Raw genomic sequence first — 18,044 nt, 5'->3', positions numbered from 1 at the left:
TTACAGAACAAAACCTGAAAGGTAGAAATAATTAAGCATTTATACTTAAGTACACCGATGATCTTCTAGTTCGGGAACCCGTACTCAAGAGATTCTTGCCATTGGACGCTACTTTTCGGTAGATTAGCACTCAGGAGTTGAGAGTGCTAAAACTCTGGAGAAAATAATATGGCAGCTTTATCTTTAAGCGTTTCTACAGTTAAACCTTTGAGCGATCGCGTTTTCGTAAAAGTGAGCGCCTCAGAGGAAAAGACCGCAGGTGGTCTGTATTTGCCCGACACGGCCAAGGAAAAGCCCCAGGTTGGGGAAGTAGTCGCCCTTGGCCCTGGCAAGCGTAACGATGACGGTAGCCGTCAGGAATTGGAAATTAAAGTCGGCGATAAGGTGCTGTACTCTAAGTACGCTGGTACTGACATCAAACTCGGCACTGAAGAATATGTACTGCTTTCTGAAAAAGATATTTTAGCAGTCGTTATCTAGTGGGGTATAGGGAATGGGGAATGGGGAATAGGGAACAGGGAACAGGGGATGTCAAAAATAAAGATGATGCCCGATGCCCAATGCCCGATGCCCAATGCCCAATGCCCAATGCCCAATTCAAAAAAAATTGACTTACTCCCGGAATTTAGACACCTATGGCAAAGCGCATTATCTACAACGAAAACGCCCGTCGCGCCCTGGAACGAGGCATTGACATCCTGGCTGAGGCTGTAGCTGTTACCCTTGGCCCCAAAGGTCGTAACGTAGTTCTAGAAAAGAAATTTGGCGCACCGCAAATTGTTAATGACGGTGTAACGATCGCCAAAGAAATCGAATTAGAAGACCACATTGAAAACACTGGTGTAGCTCTGATTCGTCAAGCTGCTTCTAAGACCAACGATGCTGCGGGCGATGGTACTACCACTGCTACCGTTTTAGCCCATGCGATCGTCAAAGAAGGCTTGCGGAACGTTGCAGCTGGTGCTAATGCGATTTCGCTGAAGCGCGGTATAGACAAAGCTACTGCCTTCCTCGTAGAAAAAATCAAGGAACACGCCCGTCCAGTAGAAGACTCCAAATCCATTGCCCAAGTTGGTGCGATCTCGGCTGGTAACGACGAAGAAGTTGGTCAGATGATTGCCCAAGCAATGGACAAGGTGGGCAAGGAAGGCGTAATTTCCCTAGAAGAAGGGAAATCTATGTTCACCGAGTTGGAAATTACTGAAGGGATGCGCTTTGACAAAGGCTACATCTCTCCCTATTTCGCCACCGACGCTGAACGGATGGAAGCGGTTTTTGATGAGCCTTTCCTACTGCTGACCGATAAGAAAATTGCTTTGGTACAAGACCTTGTACCAGTGTTAGAGCAAGTAGCTCGTGCTGGTCGTCCTTTGGTGATTATCGCCGAAGATATCGAAAAAGAAGCTTTGGCAACCTTAGTAGTAAACCGTTTGCGCGGTGTACTCAACGTGGCTGCTGTTAAGGCTCCTGGCTTTGGCGATCGCCGCAAAGCTCTGCTAGAAGACATCGCTGTTTTGACTGGTGGTCAACTAATCACCGAAGATGCTGGTTTGAAGCTAGACAACACCAAGCTGGATAGCCTGGGTAAAGCTCGCCGGATCACCATCACCAAGGACAGCACTACAATTGTTGCCGAAGGTAACGAAGCTGCTGTTAAGGCTCGTGTCGAGCAGATTCGTCGTCAAATCGATGAAACCGAATCTTCTTACGACAAAGAGAAATTGCAAGAGCGTCTTGCTAAACTCTCTGGTGGTGTTGCTGTGGTGAAAGTGGGTGCAGCGACCGAAACTGAAATGAAAGACAAGAAACTGCGCCTAGAAGACGCTATCAACGCCACTAAAGCTGCTGTGGAAGAAGGTATCGTTCCTGGCGGTGGTACAACTCTGGCTCACCTTGCTCCTGAATTGGAAGTTTGGGCAAAGAGCAATCTTAAAGATGAAGAGTTGATTGGTGCTTTGATTGTCGTTCGCGCCTTACCTGCACCTCTGAAGCGGATTGCTGAAAACGCAGGTCAGAATGGTGCTGTGATCGCTGAACGCGTGAAAGAGAAAGAATTTAATGTTGGCTACAATGCTGCGACAAACGAATTCGTCGATTTGTTTGCTGCTGGTATTGTTGACCCTGCGAAAGTGACTCGTTCTGCTCTGCAAAACGCTGCTTCGATCGCTGGGATGGTGTTGACAACCGAATGTATTATAGTTGACAAGCCGGAGCCTAAGGATGGCGCTCCTGCTGGCGCTGGCGCTGGTGGCGGTGACTTCGATTACTAATACTTTGTAGTCACATAAGTTATGAGAACAGCTGCTTCCTTTATGGAGGTGGCTGTTTTTTTGTGTCAAGATTCAGGTGTTTAAAACGAGAAAATAACGAAATGGAAGATTACCAAGCTGCTTTTATGCACCGTCACCTTGATACTGAAACACTATGTCAGTCTGGAAGGAAAGTAGCAGCTATGCACTTTGGAGGTGTAACTATTGAGTGTTTATTAAAAGCAATGATTTTTGCTACCTTAGCAAAGGGTGCAACTCAGCAATGGAAGACAGATTCTACTAATCCTGGGCATACTATTACTAATCCGGGACATAGCTACATAGAAGCATTAAATCGGCACAATCGACTTAAATCTAGAATTGCTAATTTTCCTGAAGTGCGAAAATGGCTTAATGAAGTGGAAAATCCAAATAGCCAAAATTTTATAGATATGCGTTATTGTGGCCTTGAGCCTGATGATGAAAGTTACAAACGCTGGTTAAAAGCTTATCAGAATCTCAAGGGGTGGTTACAAAAGCAAGCTACTCAACTTTAAAGAGGTGGTCAAATGCAAGAAAATTGGCAGGTTTTGCTAAAGCAGGAAATTACAAACCAATATGTGCATAATTCAGAAGAATGGGTTGATTTAAATATTTCTACATCAGGTTTATTGAATTTGACTATTGTAAGCGATCGCTTTATTAATTTATCTATTCCTCAGAGGAAAGAACAAAGTTTTAACTTACTTAAATCACAAGTTCCTCATTTATCTCCTGGGTTTATTTCCTTATATACGCCTCAAGAAGCAGATTCACTAAATCTTTCAGCACCGCAGGCTTTTAATACAGCTTCAGTACAAACTTGGCAAGATTTAGCAATTCAAGCAGCAAATCCGCAAAATAAACCTCAACTTCCCCAGCTTGAACCCAGTTTACCCAGAACCGTAACCTTTTATTCCTTTAAAGGAGGAGTAGGTCGAACTACTGCATTAACCCATGTTGCCTCAATTTTGGCAATGCGTGGTCTTAAAGTCGTAGCTGTGGATTTAGATTTAGAAGCACCTGGCTTGAGTACAGCATTCAACCTCAAGCCACAACCAAAGTATGGAATAGTTGACTATTTTTATGAGCGTTCCTACTTACCAGAAGACGTAGAACCAAGTATTTCAATTGCTGAAATATTTGGTGAAGTGAAAATCTCTAATGCCACAGGAAGATTATTTGTTGTTCCTGCTGGTTGTCTTAATCTTGATTATGTCTCCAAAGTTGATGATCTTCATGCTACTACTATTATTGATGGAGATCAAAGTCTTTGGTCTGTTTTCAAACGTGAAATTTACGAACAATTAAAACCTGATATTATCTTAATTGATTCGAGAACTGGAATTAATCAATGGGGAGCTTTATCATTAATTCAAGCAGCTGACGAAGCAATTGTATTTCTTTTTCCTAATGAACAAAATAAACAAGGAATAGAACTGCTAATACAATCCCTTCAATGGGTAAAAAACTTATCCATTAATTTTGTTTTTTCTCCTGTTCCTGATGTTACTGAGATTGGTTTATCAAAAGTAAAACAAATTTGGTACTCTTTGCTGAACAGATTAAATACGGTAACAAATGAAAACTATGAAACAGATGAAGATGAGCCAGATTTAGATAATTCTCAAACTCCAATAGAAAAACTTTTAGTAGTCCCTTATCTTTTGCCAATCGCTTTGGCTGATAGCTTTCCTGTACAAGGTATGCAAGATTACTACACAAAAATTGCTAACTTAATTGATGAGAAAACTGATGAACTCAAACGTAGCAATGTTTTAAATACAATAGATCATCGATGGAATATTATTGAAAGTCTGCAATTCCCTGAAGTAAATGCTGCTGATCCAAGACAAGATTTGAATCTACTATTTCAGCGTACTACTGATTTTGAAAGATTTTTAGACGATACAACCTGCCTAATTAGAGGGCGAAAAGGTACAGGAAAAACTGCACTTTATTGGCTTTTTCTAAAACACAAAAGTGTTGCTCAAAAACTAGCTCATGGACGGTTAGATAATACTGTATTTTTGTCAGCACATGGTGGATTTCAGGAAAGTCGCCCATCTCGTGATGAATTTCAAATCATCCATCAAACTTTACAACAAAATAGAGGCACATGGGAAGCTTTCTGGAGAGCTTATTTACTGCTTAGATGTCATCAGGAAAATTTGTTTAACTTTCCTAAAGGAAAGAAAAGTGCAAAGTATAGTGAATTGAGAAAAATTATTAATAATTTCCCTAAAGAAAGATGGCAGTCTGAATCTACTAAAGTCTTGTTAGAATTATCTACTAACTCTGAACTACGGCTCATAGTCAAAGATGCCGTAGATATTCTGCTTAATGAAGAAGCCAAAAATAATTCTCAAAAACTGTGGTTTCTTTACGATGATTTAGATGAAGATTTTCCTGAAGTAGGAGGAATAAGACAGCAAGCACTTACTGGATTATTTCAATTAGTTCAATCTTGTGATGCTAACAGATTAACAGAAATTAGATTTAAAATCTTCTTAAGAGAAGATATATGGAATCGTTTAATTTTTGACAATAAAAGTCATTTTACTGGACGGGATATTATCTTACAGTGGACTAGGATTGATTTTTTACGATTAGCACTTCGCCAAGCAATACAATCTGAGGATTTCAAGAATTTGGTTGACCGGATTTATCCTGTCGCTTTTGAAAGTATTGATCAAGCTACAGAAGAGGCAATTGATAAAGCCTTAGAATTACTGTGGGGAAGTCGTCGCCGAGGTGGAAACAGAGCTAAAAATGTATCTCGATGGGTTTATGAACGATTAACAGACTCAAGTAGCACTACTTTTCCTCGGAGTTTAAGTATATTACTGAAAGGAGCAAAAGAACAAGAACTCAGCTATAAGGGACAATCATCAAGCAAATTTCGTACAGACCGCCTACTTCAAGGAAAATCCCTAGAATTTGGTTTGAAAAAAGCATCAGAAAAGAGGTGTGAAGAAATTAAAGAGGAATATCCTGATTTGACTAAATTTTTTGATTCTCTTAAGGGCAAATTAGCCTTCTTATCTAAAGAACAGTTACAAACAGTATGGCAAGAGTCAGCACATGATATAGCAGACTTTGAAGAATTTGCTTCTTTTTTAAGTGAAATTGGCATTATTGAATGGCGGGAAAAAGAGAAACGCTATAAGGTTGCTGATATCTATGTATATGGTTTTGAAATGGATCGTAGAGGCGCAGTATAAAAATTCCGTCTGGCATATCACCAGAATGATTGGGAATAGTAGTGTAACGGTTACTTTCAGGATTAAACCAGATTTCATGACTCCCTGCGGCTTGACGATGAAAAACAAAGCCAAAGGTTTTTAATATTTTGATAATCTCTCTGTAGCTAAACCCAGCTAGCCGACCCATGAATTGACTACTGACCTACAACTAAAGGATAGTTAAATTGTTCAGCTATTGGTTGCAAATAATCTAGTTCTTGATCCTGAGATTGTGCTTCTAGTAACTTACGTGCTACATCACGGGCAATTTCTAAAGTTTCAGCGACTGTCCGTCCTTGAGCTACTAAACCTTGAAGCTCATCAGATATTGCTAAATAAACGCCTTCAGGTAATTTCTCAATGTGGATGTTTAGCAATTTTTCCATTGTTGTACGTGGTGATTACGTCTACTTTAATTTATATTCTATCGCTTTCTTAAACTACAGCGATCGCAACCTTTTTTCCTTCCATCTATCAAAAGTTTTTCTTGGTATCTTTCCGTGAGATGATCATTCATTATTCAAGTTAGCGAATAAATTGGGAATTATAATATAAGAAGTAGGGTGCGTTAATTTACCCTTAATAAATATTAGGATTCACATGGTACAACCAAAATATGAAGGGTATTGCGAATGCACTCCTAACAAATTAGTCAGAGAAAAGTTTGGAGATGTGAATGTTTATGTACAAAATGCTAAATCACTCTTAACAAAGGCTACTGGTTTTATTGGTAATTATGATTTTACTCTCAATCCTTATAGGGGATGTCAATACGGTTGTAGTTATTGCTATGCTGCTGCATTTAGCCCGAATGCTCAAATGCGCCAAGATTGGGGAAAATGGGTAATTTTTAAAGAAAATGCTGCTGAAATTTTAGCGAATGAATTAAAAAAATGGTATGAAAAAAATCCCCAGATTCCCCCTAGTATATACATGAGTAGCGTTACCGATCCTTATCAACCACTTGAATCTAAACATCAACTGACTCGTCGATTGTTAGATGTAATGCTTGATGTAGGGATTGACGGTTATCCAACTCCAACTTTGGTGATTCAAACTCGTAGCCCAATTATTACTAGAGATATTGATTATTTACAACGATTTAAGCGATTGCGAATTAATATGAGCATTCCTACTGGGAGTGAATTAGTGAGAAAAGATTTTGAACCGCGATCGCCCAGTATTAAAGCCAGACTAAATGCTATCACTAAAATTAAACAAAGTATTGATTATTTCAAAGGTTTTCTTCCGAAAATTTCTATCACTATTACCCCTCTACTTCCTACTTTACCAACTGATGAAACTGCTTTTATTGACAAACTAGCTATTGCAGATAGGATTGTAATTCAAGCTTTTCATCCTAGCGATAGTCGTTCTCTTATGGCATCAACTCGCCAAGAAGCTGAAGAAATTAAGCAAAAATATGCTTGGTGGTATGAGGATGAGAAATTAAGCTATATAAAATTTAAAGAAAAGTTAGTTTCTCGGCTTCCAGGTGTACAAATTATGGAAGGCAAAGAGGGATTTGGTTATGAATAATCCTATCGTAAATTGGTGGCGAAGTCAGCAGCTAAAATTATCTTTAAAACGCGGGGATATCCGACGTGCAGTGCAACTATTGCAAGAGATTCAAAAATCAGGTGCAACATTCTCATGGTTAGAAAAACTATTTAGGGATAAACTTCAACTTGAACGTTATTCCCAAGAATACAAACGACAAACAGAAACTTTAACAAAACAACTAACAGAAGCATCCCAGCAAAAACCTAATCTAATATTAATGCCAGATGCGGAATTTGTTAAATATATCTATAAGGTTTTTAATTTAATCCAGCACGATGAATATAAACTGCAATCTACTGGTATTGATGAACGTATATTTGATGATTTTGAATCAACACTAGTTGAATATCTCAAAGAAGAATTTAGTAAGATTCCTGAGAAACAGTTATTTATTAAGCTAGAAGACGCTCTTGATGATATTAATAACTTAAAAATTGGACACGACCCAGACTACCGTTTTAGTCTAACTCCTCATGTCTACTTTATGAAGTATTTTTTAGAAAATGTATACTGCGTATATTTAGCTTGGTTTCTCATTTACCAGGATGCTTTACTACCAAATAAGGTTAATATCCTTGATATTGCAGCAGGTCCAGGAACAGTTGCTTATGGTTTAGCTTTATTTCTCCAAAGTAGTAGCGGCTTTTTTGATATCCCGGAAATGCACATATCCTACTACTCTTTAGAAAAACAAGATTCTTTTCAGTTTCGTGGACTTCAGTTTTGGCGACGATATATAGAGTCGCGTCTAACCACAGTGAATGCTTACTTTCGCTTTGTTACTACTGATCTTTTTACTTGGAAAAGTGAATCGAATAATCTACCCAAAGAATTTTTCGACTTTATTGTAATTTCCCATTGCTTCTTCGCAGATCCAGCTAAGAGGGTTGAAGCTAATAATACTTACAAGCAAATATTTGCCACTAGCTTAAAAAATTCAGGTTATGTTTTGCTAATTGTGCAAGATAAAAAATTATTCAAAGTTTACGATGTTCACCAAGTTGAAAACCAAGAGCAGGAAAAAAATGTAGTACATAAATTTCTGGCAGAACTGGGATTAGAGTTAGTCTGGTATAAATATCTAACCTCAACAGGTTCAAGAACACCTTTGTCCGGTGCTAACTTTGCTAAGTTTGCTCAAGAGAAATTACCTAAAAAACTGTATATGACTCCAATACTCCAACAGTATTTTGGCCAGAAGCATCAGTCAAACTATACATTAGATGATTATGTGATCCTGGCGAAAAAATAATGATAAGTTGCAGGTAAAGCAGCACAAAATGTATTAAATAAATATAAGGGATCTGAACTTTAATCTTGAATTTATAAATGACCTGCAACTTAGAAACAGCAGAAGGTTGGCATGGCAAACTTAATTTAGTCTATGCCGATCGCCAGGATAAAACCCAATTAATTTACAATCACCAACAAGCGCCCCTGAAGGTGCAACGCCCATTTTATCCAGAAGGGGAAAAAGTTTGTCATAGCGTCATTTTACACACAGCCGGGGGAGTTGTGGGAGGCGATCGCTTATCCTCTAATATCCACCTCCAACCCCAAGCCCAAGCCTTAATCACTACAGCTGCTGCAAGCAAGATATACCGCAGCAATGGCTTACAAGCTAGACAAACTATAGAAATACAAGTTGACGCTGGTGCTTGCTTAGAATGGTTGCCACAAGAGACAATTTTATTTAACGGCGCGATTTATCGGCAAGATTTACGGGTAGAATTAGCAACCGGGGGCAGTTGGTTAGGCTGGGAAATTACCCGATTTGGTCGCAGTGCTAGAGGAGAAACATTTTACCTTGGAGAATGGCGATCGCACACCGAAATTTGGCAAGAAGGTATTCCTCTGTGGATTGATCGCCAATACTTACCCGGTAGCGAAGACATTTTCCACAGTCCTCACGGCTTGGCTGGAAAACCAATTGTAGGTAGTCTAGTTTGGGTTGGTGGTACAGTTTCCGCAGAAATTGTCGAAAAAACGCGAAGTTTATGGAATGGTGTTGGAGAAGCTGGTGTTAGCCGATTACAACATGGATTATTGTGTCGATATCGCGGTTCTTCTACATCCGAGGTGAGAAACTGGTTTATTGATGTTTGGCAGTTGCTGCGAGTTTCTTTCTTGAATCGTGGTAATTGTATACCAAGAGTGTGGCAGATTTGAACGAATCACAGAGGAGGAAGTACGAATGCAATTGACGCCGCAGGAAAAAGATAAGCTATTAATTTTTACTGCTGCTTTATTAGCAGAAAGACGTAAAGGAAGGGGTTTAAAACTAAATTATCCCGAAGCGATCGCTTATATTTCTGCTGCCATTTTAGAAGGGGCGAGAGATGGGCAAACTGTAGCTGAATTAATGAGTTATGGTACAACTCTATTAACGCGGGATGATGTCATGGAAGGAATATCAGAAATGGTGCATGAAGTGCAGGTAGAAGCAACTTTTCCTGATGGCACAAAGTTAGTGACAGTACATAATCCAATTCGTTAATTTTGGAATTTTGAATTTATTATGATTCCTGGAGAAATTATTACACCAGAAGGTGAGATTGAACTAAATGTTGGTCGTCCAACTATAAAATTACAAGTGTCAAATACAGGCGATCGCCCCATACAAGTTGGTTCCCACTATCACTTTTATGAAGTTAACACCGCCTTAAACTTTGATAGAGAACAAGCGCGAGGAATGCGCCTCGATATCCCCGCAGGAACCGCAGTTCGCTTTGAACCAGGCGACGAAAAAGAAGTGACTTTAGTCCCGTTAGTTGGTACTCGCCAAGTCTACGGCTTCAACAGCAAAATTAACGGAAATCTCGATTGATAAAACTCTAATGAAACTGGAATCATTTATATGCAAGAAGACCTGAAAATCTGGGAAGTATCCGCAGAAGATAAACTTACGGAAATCATTAAAACTAAATTAAATTTAGAGGCTCGTCTAGAAAAGTGGTTAGAAAGAGATATCTCTATTCTTTCACCAGATTTATTAGTAATTGGTAGGCAGGTAGCTACAGATTATGACGGAATAATTGATCTACTTTGTTTAGATAATGGTGGTAATGTTGTCATTGTGGAGTTAAAACGTGATCAAACATCTAGAGAGGTAACTGCTCAAGCGTTAGATTATGCCTCATGGGTGAAAAATCTATCTGCTGATGAAATAAGTAGAATTGCTGTTAGTTATTTCAATTATTTAGGTAAGGAAGAAACTTTAGAACAAGCTTTTCAAACAAAATTTGATCAGGTATTTCCAGAAATTATAAATAGTCAACACAAAATTTTAATAGTTGCATCAGAAATAGATCCTAGTACTGAAAGAATTATTAATTATTTGTCAGAAACCTATCAAGTCCCCATAAATGTAGCTAAATTTAATTACTTCAATAATAATGGGCATGAGCTATTAGCAAGAAAATTTTTAGTTGACCCCAACCAAGTTAAAGAAAATATTGCTAGTAAATCATCACGAAAAACTAAATTGACTTACAAAGAATTAGAAGAAACAGCAGAAACTAATGGTGTTAATCACATATATGAATTAGTTTACCAAGGCTTAATTAAATATCCTTTTTGGACAAATACGACAAAAAGTTGTATTACTTTTACCAGTAAAAGTAATAAAGCGATATTTAATTTAATACCTATTGAGAGTAATCAAGAATTGGGGCTGAAGTTTAAAATTTATCTAACTAGATTATCAGAATATTTAAATAAATCAGAAGAGGCAATAACTGAATTTCTACCAAATATTGAGCCAGTTTTGCAAGAAGAATGGTCTGGTTTAGTTGTGCAAGGATTTTTTACAAGTCAGGAATCAGCTAACCATTTTCTAACAAAATTAAATGAAGCTAGGAGTAATACGATATGAGTTACAGAATGGATCGCCGCGCCTACGCCGAAACATACGGGCCAACAGTAGGCGATCGCATCCGACTTGCAGACACAGAATTATTTATTGAAGTTGAACAAGATTTCACCATCTACGGCGATGAAGTGAAATTCGGCGGCGGTAAAGTCATCCGAGACGGGATGGGACAATCCCCCATTTCTAACGCCGATGGTGCTGTTGATTTAGTAATTACCAATGCCTTAATTCTCGATTGGTGGGGTATTGTCAAAGCGGATATTGGCATTAAAGATGGCAAGATTTTCAAAATTGGTAAAGCCGGAAATCCTTATATTCAAAATAATGTAGATATTATTATTGGCCCCGGAACCGAAGCCTTAGCTGGTGAAGGAATGATCCTCACTGCTGGCGGTATCGATGCCCATATTCATTTTATTTGCCCTCAACAAATTGAAGTGGCGATCGCTTCTGGGATTACCACTATGATTGGCGGCGGTACTGGCCCCGCCACAGGTACAAATGCCACTACCTGCACCCCTGGCCCTTGGAATATTTACCGAATGCTGCAAGCTGCTGATGCTTTTCCCGTCAACTTAGGATTTTTGGGTAAAGGTAACGCCAGTCAACCTCAAGGACTTGTAGAACAAGTAGCCGCCGGTGCAATGGGGTTAAAACTACATGAAGACTGGGGAACCACACCCGCAGCAATTGATACTTGCCTCAGTGTTGCCGATGAATATGATGTACAAGTAGCGATTCATACTGATACCCTGAACGAAGCCGGATTTGTCGAAGATACGATCGCGGCTTTTAAGAATCGTACCATCCACACTTACCACACTGAAGGCGCAGGCGGCGGACACGCACCAGATATTATCAAAGTTTGCGGCCAAGCCAATGTTCTACCATCTTCCACTAACCCAACACGCCCTTACACCGTCAACACTTTAGATGAGCACCTAGATATGTTGATGGTATGCCATCACCTTGACCCAGCGATCGCTGAAGATGTCGCTTTTGCCGAATCTCGCATCCGCCGAGAAACCATTGCCGCCGAAGACATTTTGCACGACTTAGGCGCATTTAGCATGATTTCTTCCGACTCCCAGGCAATGGGAAGGGTAGGCGAAGTGATAATTCGCACCTGGCAGACATCTCACAAAATGAAGGTGCAACGGGGAACTCTTAACCCACAAGGAACTGAGCAAAAAGCAGATAATTTTCGGGCGAAAAGGTATGTTGCTAAGTATACGATTAATCCGGCGATCGCTCACGGAATTGCTCAATATGTGGGTTCAGTAGAAGAGGGAAAATTAGCAGATTTATGTTTGTGGCGATCGGCGTTTTTCGGCGTGAAACCAGAGATAGTTATTAAAGGCGGAATGATTGCATGGTCGCAAATGGGCGATGCCAACGCCAGTATTCCCACACCGCAACCAGTGCATATGCGACCAATGTTTGGTAGTTTTGCTGGTGCGCGTCATGCCACATCATTAACTTTTGTTTCGCAAGCAGCTTTAGAGAAAGAAATTCCCAGCCAGCTAGGTTTACAAAAGGCAGCAGTTGCAGTTTCTGGGACACGTCAATTGAGTAAGCGGGATATGAAGCTGAATGATGCACTACCCCACATTGAAGTAGATCCAGAAACATATCAAGTCAGGGCAGATGGTGAGTTGCTGATTTGTGAACCTGCGACAGTTTTACCAATGGCACAGAGGTACTTTTTGTTTTAATTCATGACCGAGCAACTTACTGATTATGATAGTCCTTGGAAAGAAGTCATTGAGCTATATTTTCCCCGCTTTCTGGAATTCTTTTTCACCCAAGCTTATGCCGAAATCGACTGGACGCGACCTTATGAATTTCTGGACACGGAACTGCAACAGCTAGAACCGGATGCAGAAATAGGGCGGCGTTTGGTCGATAAGGTCGCAAAAGTTTGGCTACTGGATGGAGAAGAAGCTTGGGTATTGGTTCATGTGGAAGTCCAAGGGCAATATGACAGCCGATTTGCCGAACGGATGTACATATATAATTACCGCTTGTTTGACCGCCATAAAAAGCGAGTCATTAGTTTAGCAGTTTTAGCAGATGAACAAGCGAATTGGCGACCTTCTAGCTACAGCTATCAACTAGGCGGATGTCGCGTCAGCTTAGAGTTTCCTGTGGCGAAACTGTTGGACTACGAGCAAAGGTGGGAAACCCTAGAGCAAACAACCAATCCGTTTGGTGTAATTGTGATGGCGCATCTCAAGACCAAGGCAACGCAACGAAACCCAGAAAATCGGCTACAGTGGAAACTAAGCCTAGTCAGACGGCTGTATGAACGGGGATATAGCCGGGAAGATATTCGGGAACTATTTCGGTTTATCGACTGGATAATGGTTTTGCCAAAAGAGTTGGCACTTAGTTTTAAAACGGAAGTGAGAAGTTACGAGGAGACAGATAGAATGCGGTACGTAACTAGTATTGAAAGGCTAGCAAAAGAAGAAGGAATTGTTGAAACTGCTAGAGAAAGCATAATTACAGTTCTAGAAACACGATTTGGAGAAGTGCCAAGCTCTATTGTCGAAGTTATCAATAAGATAGAAGAACCATCTGTGCTAAAAATGCTTTTCAAAAGCGCGATCGCAATTCCTTCCACAGTAGAATTTCGGCAACTATTAGATAATCTCACGTCTGGAGAATGAGCGTAAGCTTGTGTTGAAAGTGCGATCGCTATCTTTAGATATCTCACTCTTGAACCTGTTCAAATATAAATCCAGTTTCAGAAGGCCCACCGTGACCTCTTACTACTTTGACAAGAACAGGTTCTTGTTGGCGATCGCCTTTCTCATCAAAATGCAGTGGATGTCCTGAAGTTTCGCTCGATGAAAGATTAACAGATTTGAGGTTTTGTAACACGGTCTGACGAGTAGGATTGTTAGACATAGATATAGCTTTGATAAAAGCCTGAGTTGCATCATAAGCCGCAGCTGTACGCCAGCTAATCTGTCCTCCCCATCTTTGGCTAGCTTTATCTGCAAATTCTTTTGAGTTTTGCTCACCTGCAAACCAATCTACAGCTAGAACCAAGCCTTCAACAGCTTCTCCACCTGATGTCAAAATCTCTTGATTGTACAAAGCATTTCCTCCTAGCAGAGGCAATTTTTTGCTTCCCTGAGCGCGGGCAATTTCAAGTGCCACAGAAGTTAACTCTGTATTCGGAAACAGAACAATTGCATCTGCATTTTTTTCCTTAATTTTTGAAATTTCGGCAGATGTATCTAGTGAAGCATCAGCCAAATACTTAGTCGGTATAACTTCCCCACCATTCTTTTTAAAGGCATTTTCAAAATCTTTCTTTACATCATCACTATAAATATCACCAGGATTGTAGAAAATAACTACCTTCTTATAGCCTTGATTTTTAGCATAATCTGCTAATTTATTAGCATTTATTTGGTCAGAAAGAACTGTTCTAAAAAATACTTGATTATTCAGTGAGCTACTTGTACTTCCTGGAGATATTATTGCCATACCAGCTTTTTCATACTTAGGTAGTGCAGCTTTGCTATTTGTACTAGTATAATGCCCAATAACTCCTATAATATTTTGCTTTTTTATTAGCTCTCCAGCAACTTGTTGAGCTTGAGCTTGAGAACTGCTATCATTGGCAATTACTATACTTAACAATGGTTTTTTCGCTTCACGTAAATTGTTAAAATTCTCTTGTGCCTGTGCAACACCTCGCAATAATTCTTGAGAAATCTTTATTTCTTTATTAGTATCTGGTAAAACAACTGCCAGAGTTAGCGGATTTCCTTTTTGATATGCTAGGGCATTGTTGTAAAATATTTGTAATTCTGGGTCTTTAGGAAAGGCTTGTATAGCTTTTTTAAAGTAATCAATAGCTTGTGGATAACGCTTTTCTTTGAAAGCTTCAAAACCCCGATCGCGATTTAAATTGTTATTTTGTGCAAAGAGAGTACGCTCGCCTTCGCTAAAAAATGCTGATAGAAGCTGTGGCTGTTCTGGTTGTTCCGTTCTTGATGGTATCGGGACTGGCTGATTGTTAGCAAAGGGAGCTTTTCCTGATGATTTCCAGTATAACCACCCAAGTGATGAAATTGAAATTAGTATTATTGGAGCAAGCATTGAGACAAGGCGTTGCTGCTTTCGTGTTGCTAATTCTTGGCTAGCATATAAAAATTGATAATCTTCAACTAGCAAGTGTTTATGTTCTGCCCATGCTTGAGCTTGTCGTAATTTCTGCCCCTGCAAGAGTTCAGATTTCTTCTGACGATTAGATTCTAGCCATGCTGCTAATTCCTTTGCATAAGGTCGCAAACTTGCTAACGCCTCATTAACCCAGTTGTTGTCAAAAACAAACTCATAAATGCGGTTATAAACTTTTAACTTGCCATTTTGCTTAACTACCAATCCCGACAGGCGCAATTCTATTTGCCCCGGACTGTTATCTTCTTCAATTTCTCCTTTTCGTAAAATTTGGTCATATAATTCAAGCAACAGATCCGCAGGTTGCTTCTTACTGAAAATCCGGTGGCGTATTGTCCTTAAATGCTCTGGATCATCCTGAGATTGCCAATTTTGGAGAATCCGCGATCGCACTAATTCCTCTACAGATAATCCTTGCTCGTCATCTAAAATAAATTGACAAAGCTTTTGGGTAAGAAAAGGTTGTCCACTAGTCCATTCCAAAACCTCTTTTAGCTTTTCTTGTGGATTACTGACTTTACCTACTAATCCCTTAGCTAAAGGCTCTGCTTCATCTAGATCAAAACCTTTGAGTTCAATGGCTTGACCAATATTAAAAGGTGTACGCTGTTTATCTTGAATCAAATCTGAAGGAGTTGCTACCCCTAAAAGACAAAATGTTAGACGTTTATATTCTGGTTTATCAGCACGTTGATTATAACAGAATCGAATCAATGCGAAAAAATCCTCAGTTGAAAAACTGAGGCTGAGAACGCTATCGATTTCATCTACAAAAATGACAATTTTTTTATGAATAGAGGTTAGCATCTCCTCTTCAAGGAACTTGCCCAATCGCCGCAATGGAGGCAGTAATTTTTGCGCCTTCCACCAGTTTCCTAAATCAAAAGTATCGTTTAGTTTTAAACTCTTAACTAGACTGTCAATTACACCTGCATACCATTCATCAGGGGTGACATTATGAGTGCCGATCGCAGTAATATCAATCTCAGCACAAGCAATTCCCTCTTCCTGCAACCTTTGCATGGTTCTTACCCGCAAACTCGATTTACCCATCTGCCGCGAGTTCAGGACATAACAGAATTCCCCCGCCTTCAACTTTTTGTATAAGTCGTTATCTGCCTGCCGCGTGACGTAAGTAGGGGAATCAGGAGGTAAAGTACCCCCAACTTGATATTCATAGTTTGGGTTAGGCGGTGGATTCATGAATTATGTCCAATGCAGTTGCACACTAAATCATTCTCCGGCTTTCCTCTCTGCTTGCAAAGAGGATTTGGGGGAAATTTCTGAGGAATTTGAAATCATCATTACATACCTAAGCGATCGCAAAAATACAGGCGATACAAATCACATAAGGGCAGAACATCATTGCCTTTGTATTTTACAAGTCTCATATTACGTAACTTAGATGCTTTCTCAGCGTCTATTCTAACTGGGCTATTGATAGTAACTACTTGCCTCATGGCTTGCTTTAGTTCTGGATTATCTTGCAAGATTGACCAATAACCAAGCAGATGGTCGCCGTATAAGCCTTCTTGGGTGGGAGCAATTTTCAATAGTTCTTTCAACGTCAGTTCGCGTCGCACAATTTTATACAGTGCCTCTTTCACTAGCCAAGGATGCCCACCCACCATCGCCATTAGTTGGGCGACTTGCTGTTTATTCCACTGGAGTTTGAGGTGTCGTGCCAGGTTATGTACCTGTGTTTGATTTAACTCTAGTATCTCAATGGGCTTTCCCACATTGAAGGGCGACTTATTATAAACTATGGGAATGAAATCTTCTTTGGAATAGGCAATCACCAACCGCAGCTTTTGCCAAATAGGTTTAGCCTTGGCCTTCTCATACCAAGCTCGCAACAAGGGAAGAAAGTCACAAGCGATCGCTGGATATTGAAAAATCACATCGACATTATCCAATCCCAAAACCAGGGGACTATTAATTGCTGGTAAGAGATATCTTTCAAAGTAGTTGGTGCAATTCATGTTGTTACTCAGTACACCTCCCCAGTTTTCAACTAGGTTATCCGGTAGATTCAATTCTTCAGCTATGCTGCCACAAAACCACTGCAAGAAGAGTTTCAGAGTATTAAATACTTCTGTTTCTGGCTCCTGAAAGTCCACTCGCACTGGTTGATAGCCTTGCTGAGTCCCATAATCCAAAATCTGGTTTATCAAGTAGGTTTTGCCCCATTGCAAAGGAGCCTTCACCCGAATTAATGCCCCTGGCTTATCAACTTCCTTGTAACAATCAGAATAAAAAGCTTGATCAAAAAATGGAAATTCTAGTTCTGGGGATGGTTCTGGATATAGCAAACTTTCCAATTCAGCCCAATTTTCCTGCACTGTCCTCAGTGGTACAGCTAATCCTCCTTGGGTATTGTCGTAAGCGGCGATCATCCCAACTACTGCTTCAGCTTTAATATCAAACACAGGGGAACCACTATAGCCACCGATGATCTGTTGTGCGTCTGCCATTATCCGCAACCGTAACATTGATAAGTTACCGAAACCTGAATGGCGGTTAGCATCAGTGATACTGCCCTCAATCGTCCCGCCTTCTGGGAAGTCTTGACGCCCATAGCCAATTGAGCGAAATTTCCCTGGCGCAAAAGTTGGCGATAAGGGTACACCTTGACCTTGATAACCAGATAATTGCAATATGGCGAAATCATCACGGGTGCGATCGCCTAAATAAACCAACTCAACCCCTTGCCCATTGACTCGCACATTTTCCCAACCCCCTGCCGACTCAACTACATGAGCGCAGGTCAGTAAATGTCCATTGGGTGAGATAAAAAAGCCCGTGCCTTGAATGTAACCTTCTGGGGTAGCGATCGCTACGGTACAAGCTTTAACTAATTCCCAATTCATGAAAATT

The 18,044-nt window shown here is 40.0% G+C and carries 16 protein-coding genes; 12 read left to right on the top strand and 4 right to left on the bottom strand.

Features of this window, described 5'->3' with window-relative positions; translation table 11 throughout:
* The first annotated feature begins 168 nt into the window (after nucleotides 1-168).
* The 4 genes from groES (at nucleotide 169) to HWQ41_RS19305 (ending at nucleotide 5,512) form a co-directional block, all read left to right on the top strand.
* Nucleotides 169-480 (top strand): co-chaperone GroES, encoded by a 312-nt coding sequence (groES, locus tag HWQ41_RS19320; protein ID WP_292766180.1) that lies wholly within the window; start codon nucleotides 169-171, stop codon nucleotides 478-480.
* A 155-nt stretch (nucleotides 481-635) separates the two neighbouring features.
* Complete coding sequence (groL, locus tag HWQ41_RS19315) at nucleotides 636-2,270, top strand: chaperonin GroEL (protein ID WP_292766178.1); 1,635 nt, start codon at nucleotides 636-638, stop codon at nucleotides 2,268-2,270.
* 101 nt (nucleotides 2,271-2,371) lie between these two features.
* Nucleotides 2,372-2,806: a hypothetical protein gene (locus HWQ41_RS19310; RefSeq protein WP_292766176.1), complete on the top strand. Its 435-nt coding sequence runs from the start codon at nucleotides 2,372-2,374 to the stop codon at nucleotides 2,804-2,806.
* A 12-nt stretch (nucleotides 2,807-2,818) separates the two neighbouring features.
* Nucleotides 2,819-5,512 (top strand): AAA family ATPase, encoded by a 2,694-nt coding sequence (locus tag HWQ41_RS19305; protein WP_292766174.1) that lies wholly within the window; start codon nucleotides 2,819-2,821, stop codon nucleotides 5,510-5,512.
* On the opposite strand, the gene HWQ41_RS19300 is transcribed toward HWQ41_RS19305, so the two are convergent.
* Nucleotides 5,424-5,681: a type II toxin-antitoxin system HicA family toxin gene (locus HWQ41_RS19300; RefSeq protein ID WP_292766172.1), complete on the bottom strand. Its 258-nt coding sequence runs from the start codon at nucleotides 5,679-5,681 to the stop codon at nucleotides 5,424-5,426. The genes HWQ41_RS19305 and HWQ41_RS19300 overlap by 89 nt on opposite strands.
* Nucleotides 5,682-5,688: 7 nt before the next feature.
* Nucleotides 5,689-5,919: a DUF1902 domain-containing protein gene (locus tag HWQ41_RS19295; RefSeq protein WP_292766170.1), complete on the bottom strand. Its 231-nt coding sequence runs from the start codon at nucleotides 5,917-5,919 to the stop codon at nucleotides 5,689-5,691.
* 214 nt (nucleotides 5,920-6,133) lie between these two features.
* Here HWQ41_RS19295 and HWQ41_RS19290 point away from each other — a divergent pair, with 214 nt between their 5' ends.
* The 8 genes from HWQ41_RS19290 (at nucleotide 6,134) to HWQ41_RS19255 (ending at nucleotide 13,639) form a co-directional block, all read left to right on the top strand.
* A complete protein-coding gene (locus HWQ41_RS19290; protein ID WP_292766168.1) occupies nucleotides 6,134-7,072 on the top strand; it encodes a radical SAM protein in 939 nt (312 codons plus the stop codon).
* Nucleotides 7,065-8,348 (top strand): photosystem II assembly protein, encoded by a 1,284-nt coding sequence (locus tag HWQ41_RS19285; protein ID WP_292766167.1) that lies wholly within the window; start codon nucleotides 7,065-7,067, stop codon nucleotides 8,346-8,348. The genes HWQ41_RS19290 and HWQ41_RS19285 overlap by 8 nt, the downstream gene beginning before the upstream one ends.
* A 77-nt stretch (nucleotides 8,349-8,425) precedes the next feature.
* A complete protein-coding gene (locus HWQ41_RS19280) occupies nucleotides 8,426-9,265 on the top strand; it encodes an urease accessory protein UreD (RefSeq protein ID WP_292766165.1) in 840 nt (279 codons plus the stop codon).
* A gap of 25 nt (nucleotides 9,266-9,290) precedes the next feature.
* Nucleotides 9,291-9,593 carry an urease subunit gamma gene (gene ureA / locus HWQ41_RS19275; protein ID WP_196520369.1) on the top strand — a complete coding sequence of 101 codons (303 nt, stop codon included), beginning with the start codon at nucleotides 9,291-9,293 and terminating at the stop codon, nucleotides 9,591-9,593.
* Nucleotides 9,594-9,614: 21 nt separating this feature from the next.
* Nucleotides 9,615-9,923 carry an urease subunit beta gene (locus HWQ41_RS19270; RefSeq protein WP_292766161.1) on the top strand — a complete coding sequence of 103 codons (309 nt, stop codon included), beginning with the start codon at nucleotides 9,615-9,617 and terminating at the stop codon, nucleotides 9,921-9,923.
* Nucleotides 9,924-9,953: 30 nt separating this feature from the next.
* A complete protein-coding gene (locus HWQ41_RS19265) occupies nucleotides 9,954-10,970 on the top strand; it encodes an endonuclease NucS domain-containing protein (RefSeq protein WP_292766159.1) in 1,017 nt (338 codons plus the stop codon).
* Nucleotides 10,967-12,682: an urease subunit alpha gene (gene ureC, locus HWQ41_RS19260; protein WP_292766156.1), complete on the top strand. Its 1,716-nt coding sequence runs from the start codon at nucleotides 10,967-10,969 to the stop codon at nucleotides 12,680-12,682. The genes HWQ41_RS19265 and ureC overlap by 4 nt, the downstream gene beginning before the upstream one ends.
* A gap of 3 nt (nucleotides 12,683-12,685) precedes the next feature.
* Nucleotides 12,686-13,639, top strand: a complete 954-nt coding sequence (locus tag HWQ41_RS19255) for a transposase (RefSeq protein WP_292766153.1) — start codon at nucleotides 12,686-12,688, stop codon at nucleotides 13,637-13,639.
* A gap of 43 nt (nucleotides 13,640-13,682) precedes the next feature.
* Here HWQ41_RS19255 and HWQ41_RS19250 read toward each other — a convergent pair whose 3' ends face one another.
* Both HWQ41_RS19250 and HWQ41_RS19245 read right to left on the bottom strand, forming a co-directional pair.
* Nucleotides 13,683-16,370, bottom strand: coding sequence for an ABC transporter substrate-binding protein (locus tag HWQ41_RS19250; RefSeq protein WP_292766150.1), 2,688 nt, complete (start codon nucleotides 16,368-16,370; stop codon nucleotides 13,683-13,685).
* Nucleotides 16,371-16,471: 101 nt separating this feature from the next.
* On the bottom strand, nucleotides 16,472-18,037 hold the full coding sequence (locus HWQ41_RS19245) for an AAA-like domain-containing protein (RefSeq protein ID WP_292766148.1): 1,566 nt from the start codon (nucleotides 18,035-18,037) through the stop codon (nucleotides 16,472-16,474).
* Between the last annotated feature and the right edge of the window lie 7 nt (nucleotides 18,038-18,044).

The sequence above is a fragment of the Nostoc sp. NOS(2021) genome (assembly GCF_017115025.1).
Lineage (GTDB): Bacteria > Cyanobacteriota > Cyanobacteriia > Cyanobacteriales > Nostocaceae > Nostoc.
This window is presented reverse-complemented; position numbering and strand designations above follow the sequence as displayed.

Coding starts and splice junctions, on each gene's coding strand:
- groES (WP_292766180.1), top strand. CDS start 169: ATGGCAGCTTTATCTTTAAGCGTTTCTACAGTTAAACCTTTGAGCGAT.
- groL (WP_292766178.1), top strand. CDS start 636: ATGGCAAAGCGCATTATCTACAACGAAAACGCCCGTCGCGCCCTGGAA.
- HWQ41_RS19310 (WP_292766176.1), top strand. CDS start 2,372: ATGGAAGATTACCAAGCTGCTTTTATGCACCGTCACCTTGATACTGAA.
- HWQ41_RS19305 (WP_292766174.1), top strand. CDS start 2,819: ATGCAAGAAAATTGGCAGGTTTTGCTAAAGCAGGAAATTACAAACCAA.
- HWQ41_RS19300 (WP_292766172.1), bottom strand. CDS start 5,681: ATGGGTCGGCTAGCTGGGTTTAGCTACAGAGAGATTATCAAAATATTA.
- HWQ41_RS19295 (WP_292766170.1), bottom strand. CDS start 5,919: ATGGAAAAATTGCTAAACATCCACATTGAGAAATTACCTGAAGGCGTT.
- HWQ41_RS19290 (WP_292766168.1), top strand. CDS start 6,134: ATGGTACAACCAAAATATGAAGGGTATTGCGAATGCACTCCTAACAAA.
- HWQ41_RS19285 (WP_292766167.1), top strand. CDS start 7,065: ATGAATAATCCTATCGTAAATTGGTGGCGAAGTCAGCAGCTAAAATTA.
- HWQ41_RS19280 (WP_292766165.1), top strand. CDS start 8,426: ATGACCTGCAACTTAGAAACAGCAGAAGGTTGGCATGGCAAACTTAAT.
- ureA (WP_196520369.1), top strand. CDS start 9,291: ATGCAATTGACGCCGCAGGAAAAAGATAAGCTATTAATTTTTACTGCT.
- HWQ41_RS19270 (WP_292766161.1), top strand. CDS start 9,615: ATGATTCCTGGAGAAATTATTACACCAGAAGGTGAGATTGAACTAAAT.
- HWQ41_RS19265 (WP_292766159.1), top strand. CDS start 9,954: ATGCAAGAAGACCTGAAAATCTGGGAAGTATCCGCAGAAGATAAACTT.
- ureC (WP_292766156.1), top strand. CDS start 10,967: ATGAGTTACAGAATGGATCGCCGCGCCTACGCCGAAACATACGGGCCA.
- HWQ41_RS19255 (WP_292766153.1), top strand. CDS start 12,686: ATGACCGAGCAACTTACTGATTATGATAGTCCTTGGAAAGAAGTCATT.
- HWQ41_RS19250 (WP_292766150.1), bottom strand. CDS start 16,370: ATGAATCCACCGCCTAACCCAAACTATGAATATCAAGTTGGGGGTACT.
- HWQ41_RS19245 (WP_292766148.1), bottom strand. CDS start 18,037: ATGAATTGGGAATTAGTTAAAGCTTGTACCGTAGCGATCGCTACCCCA.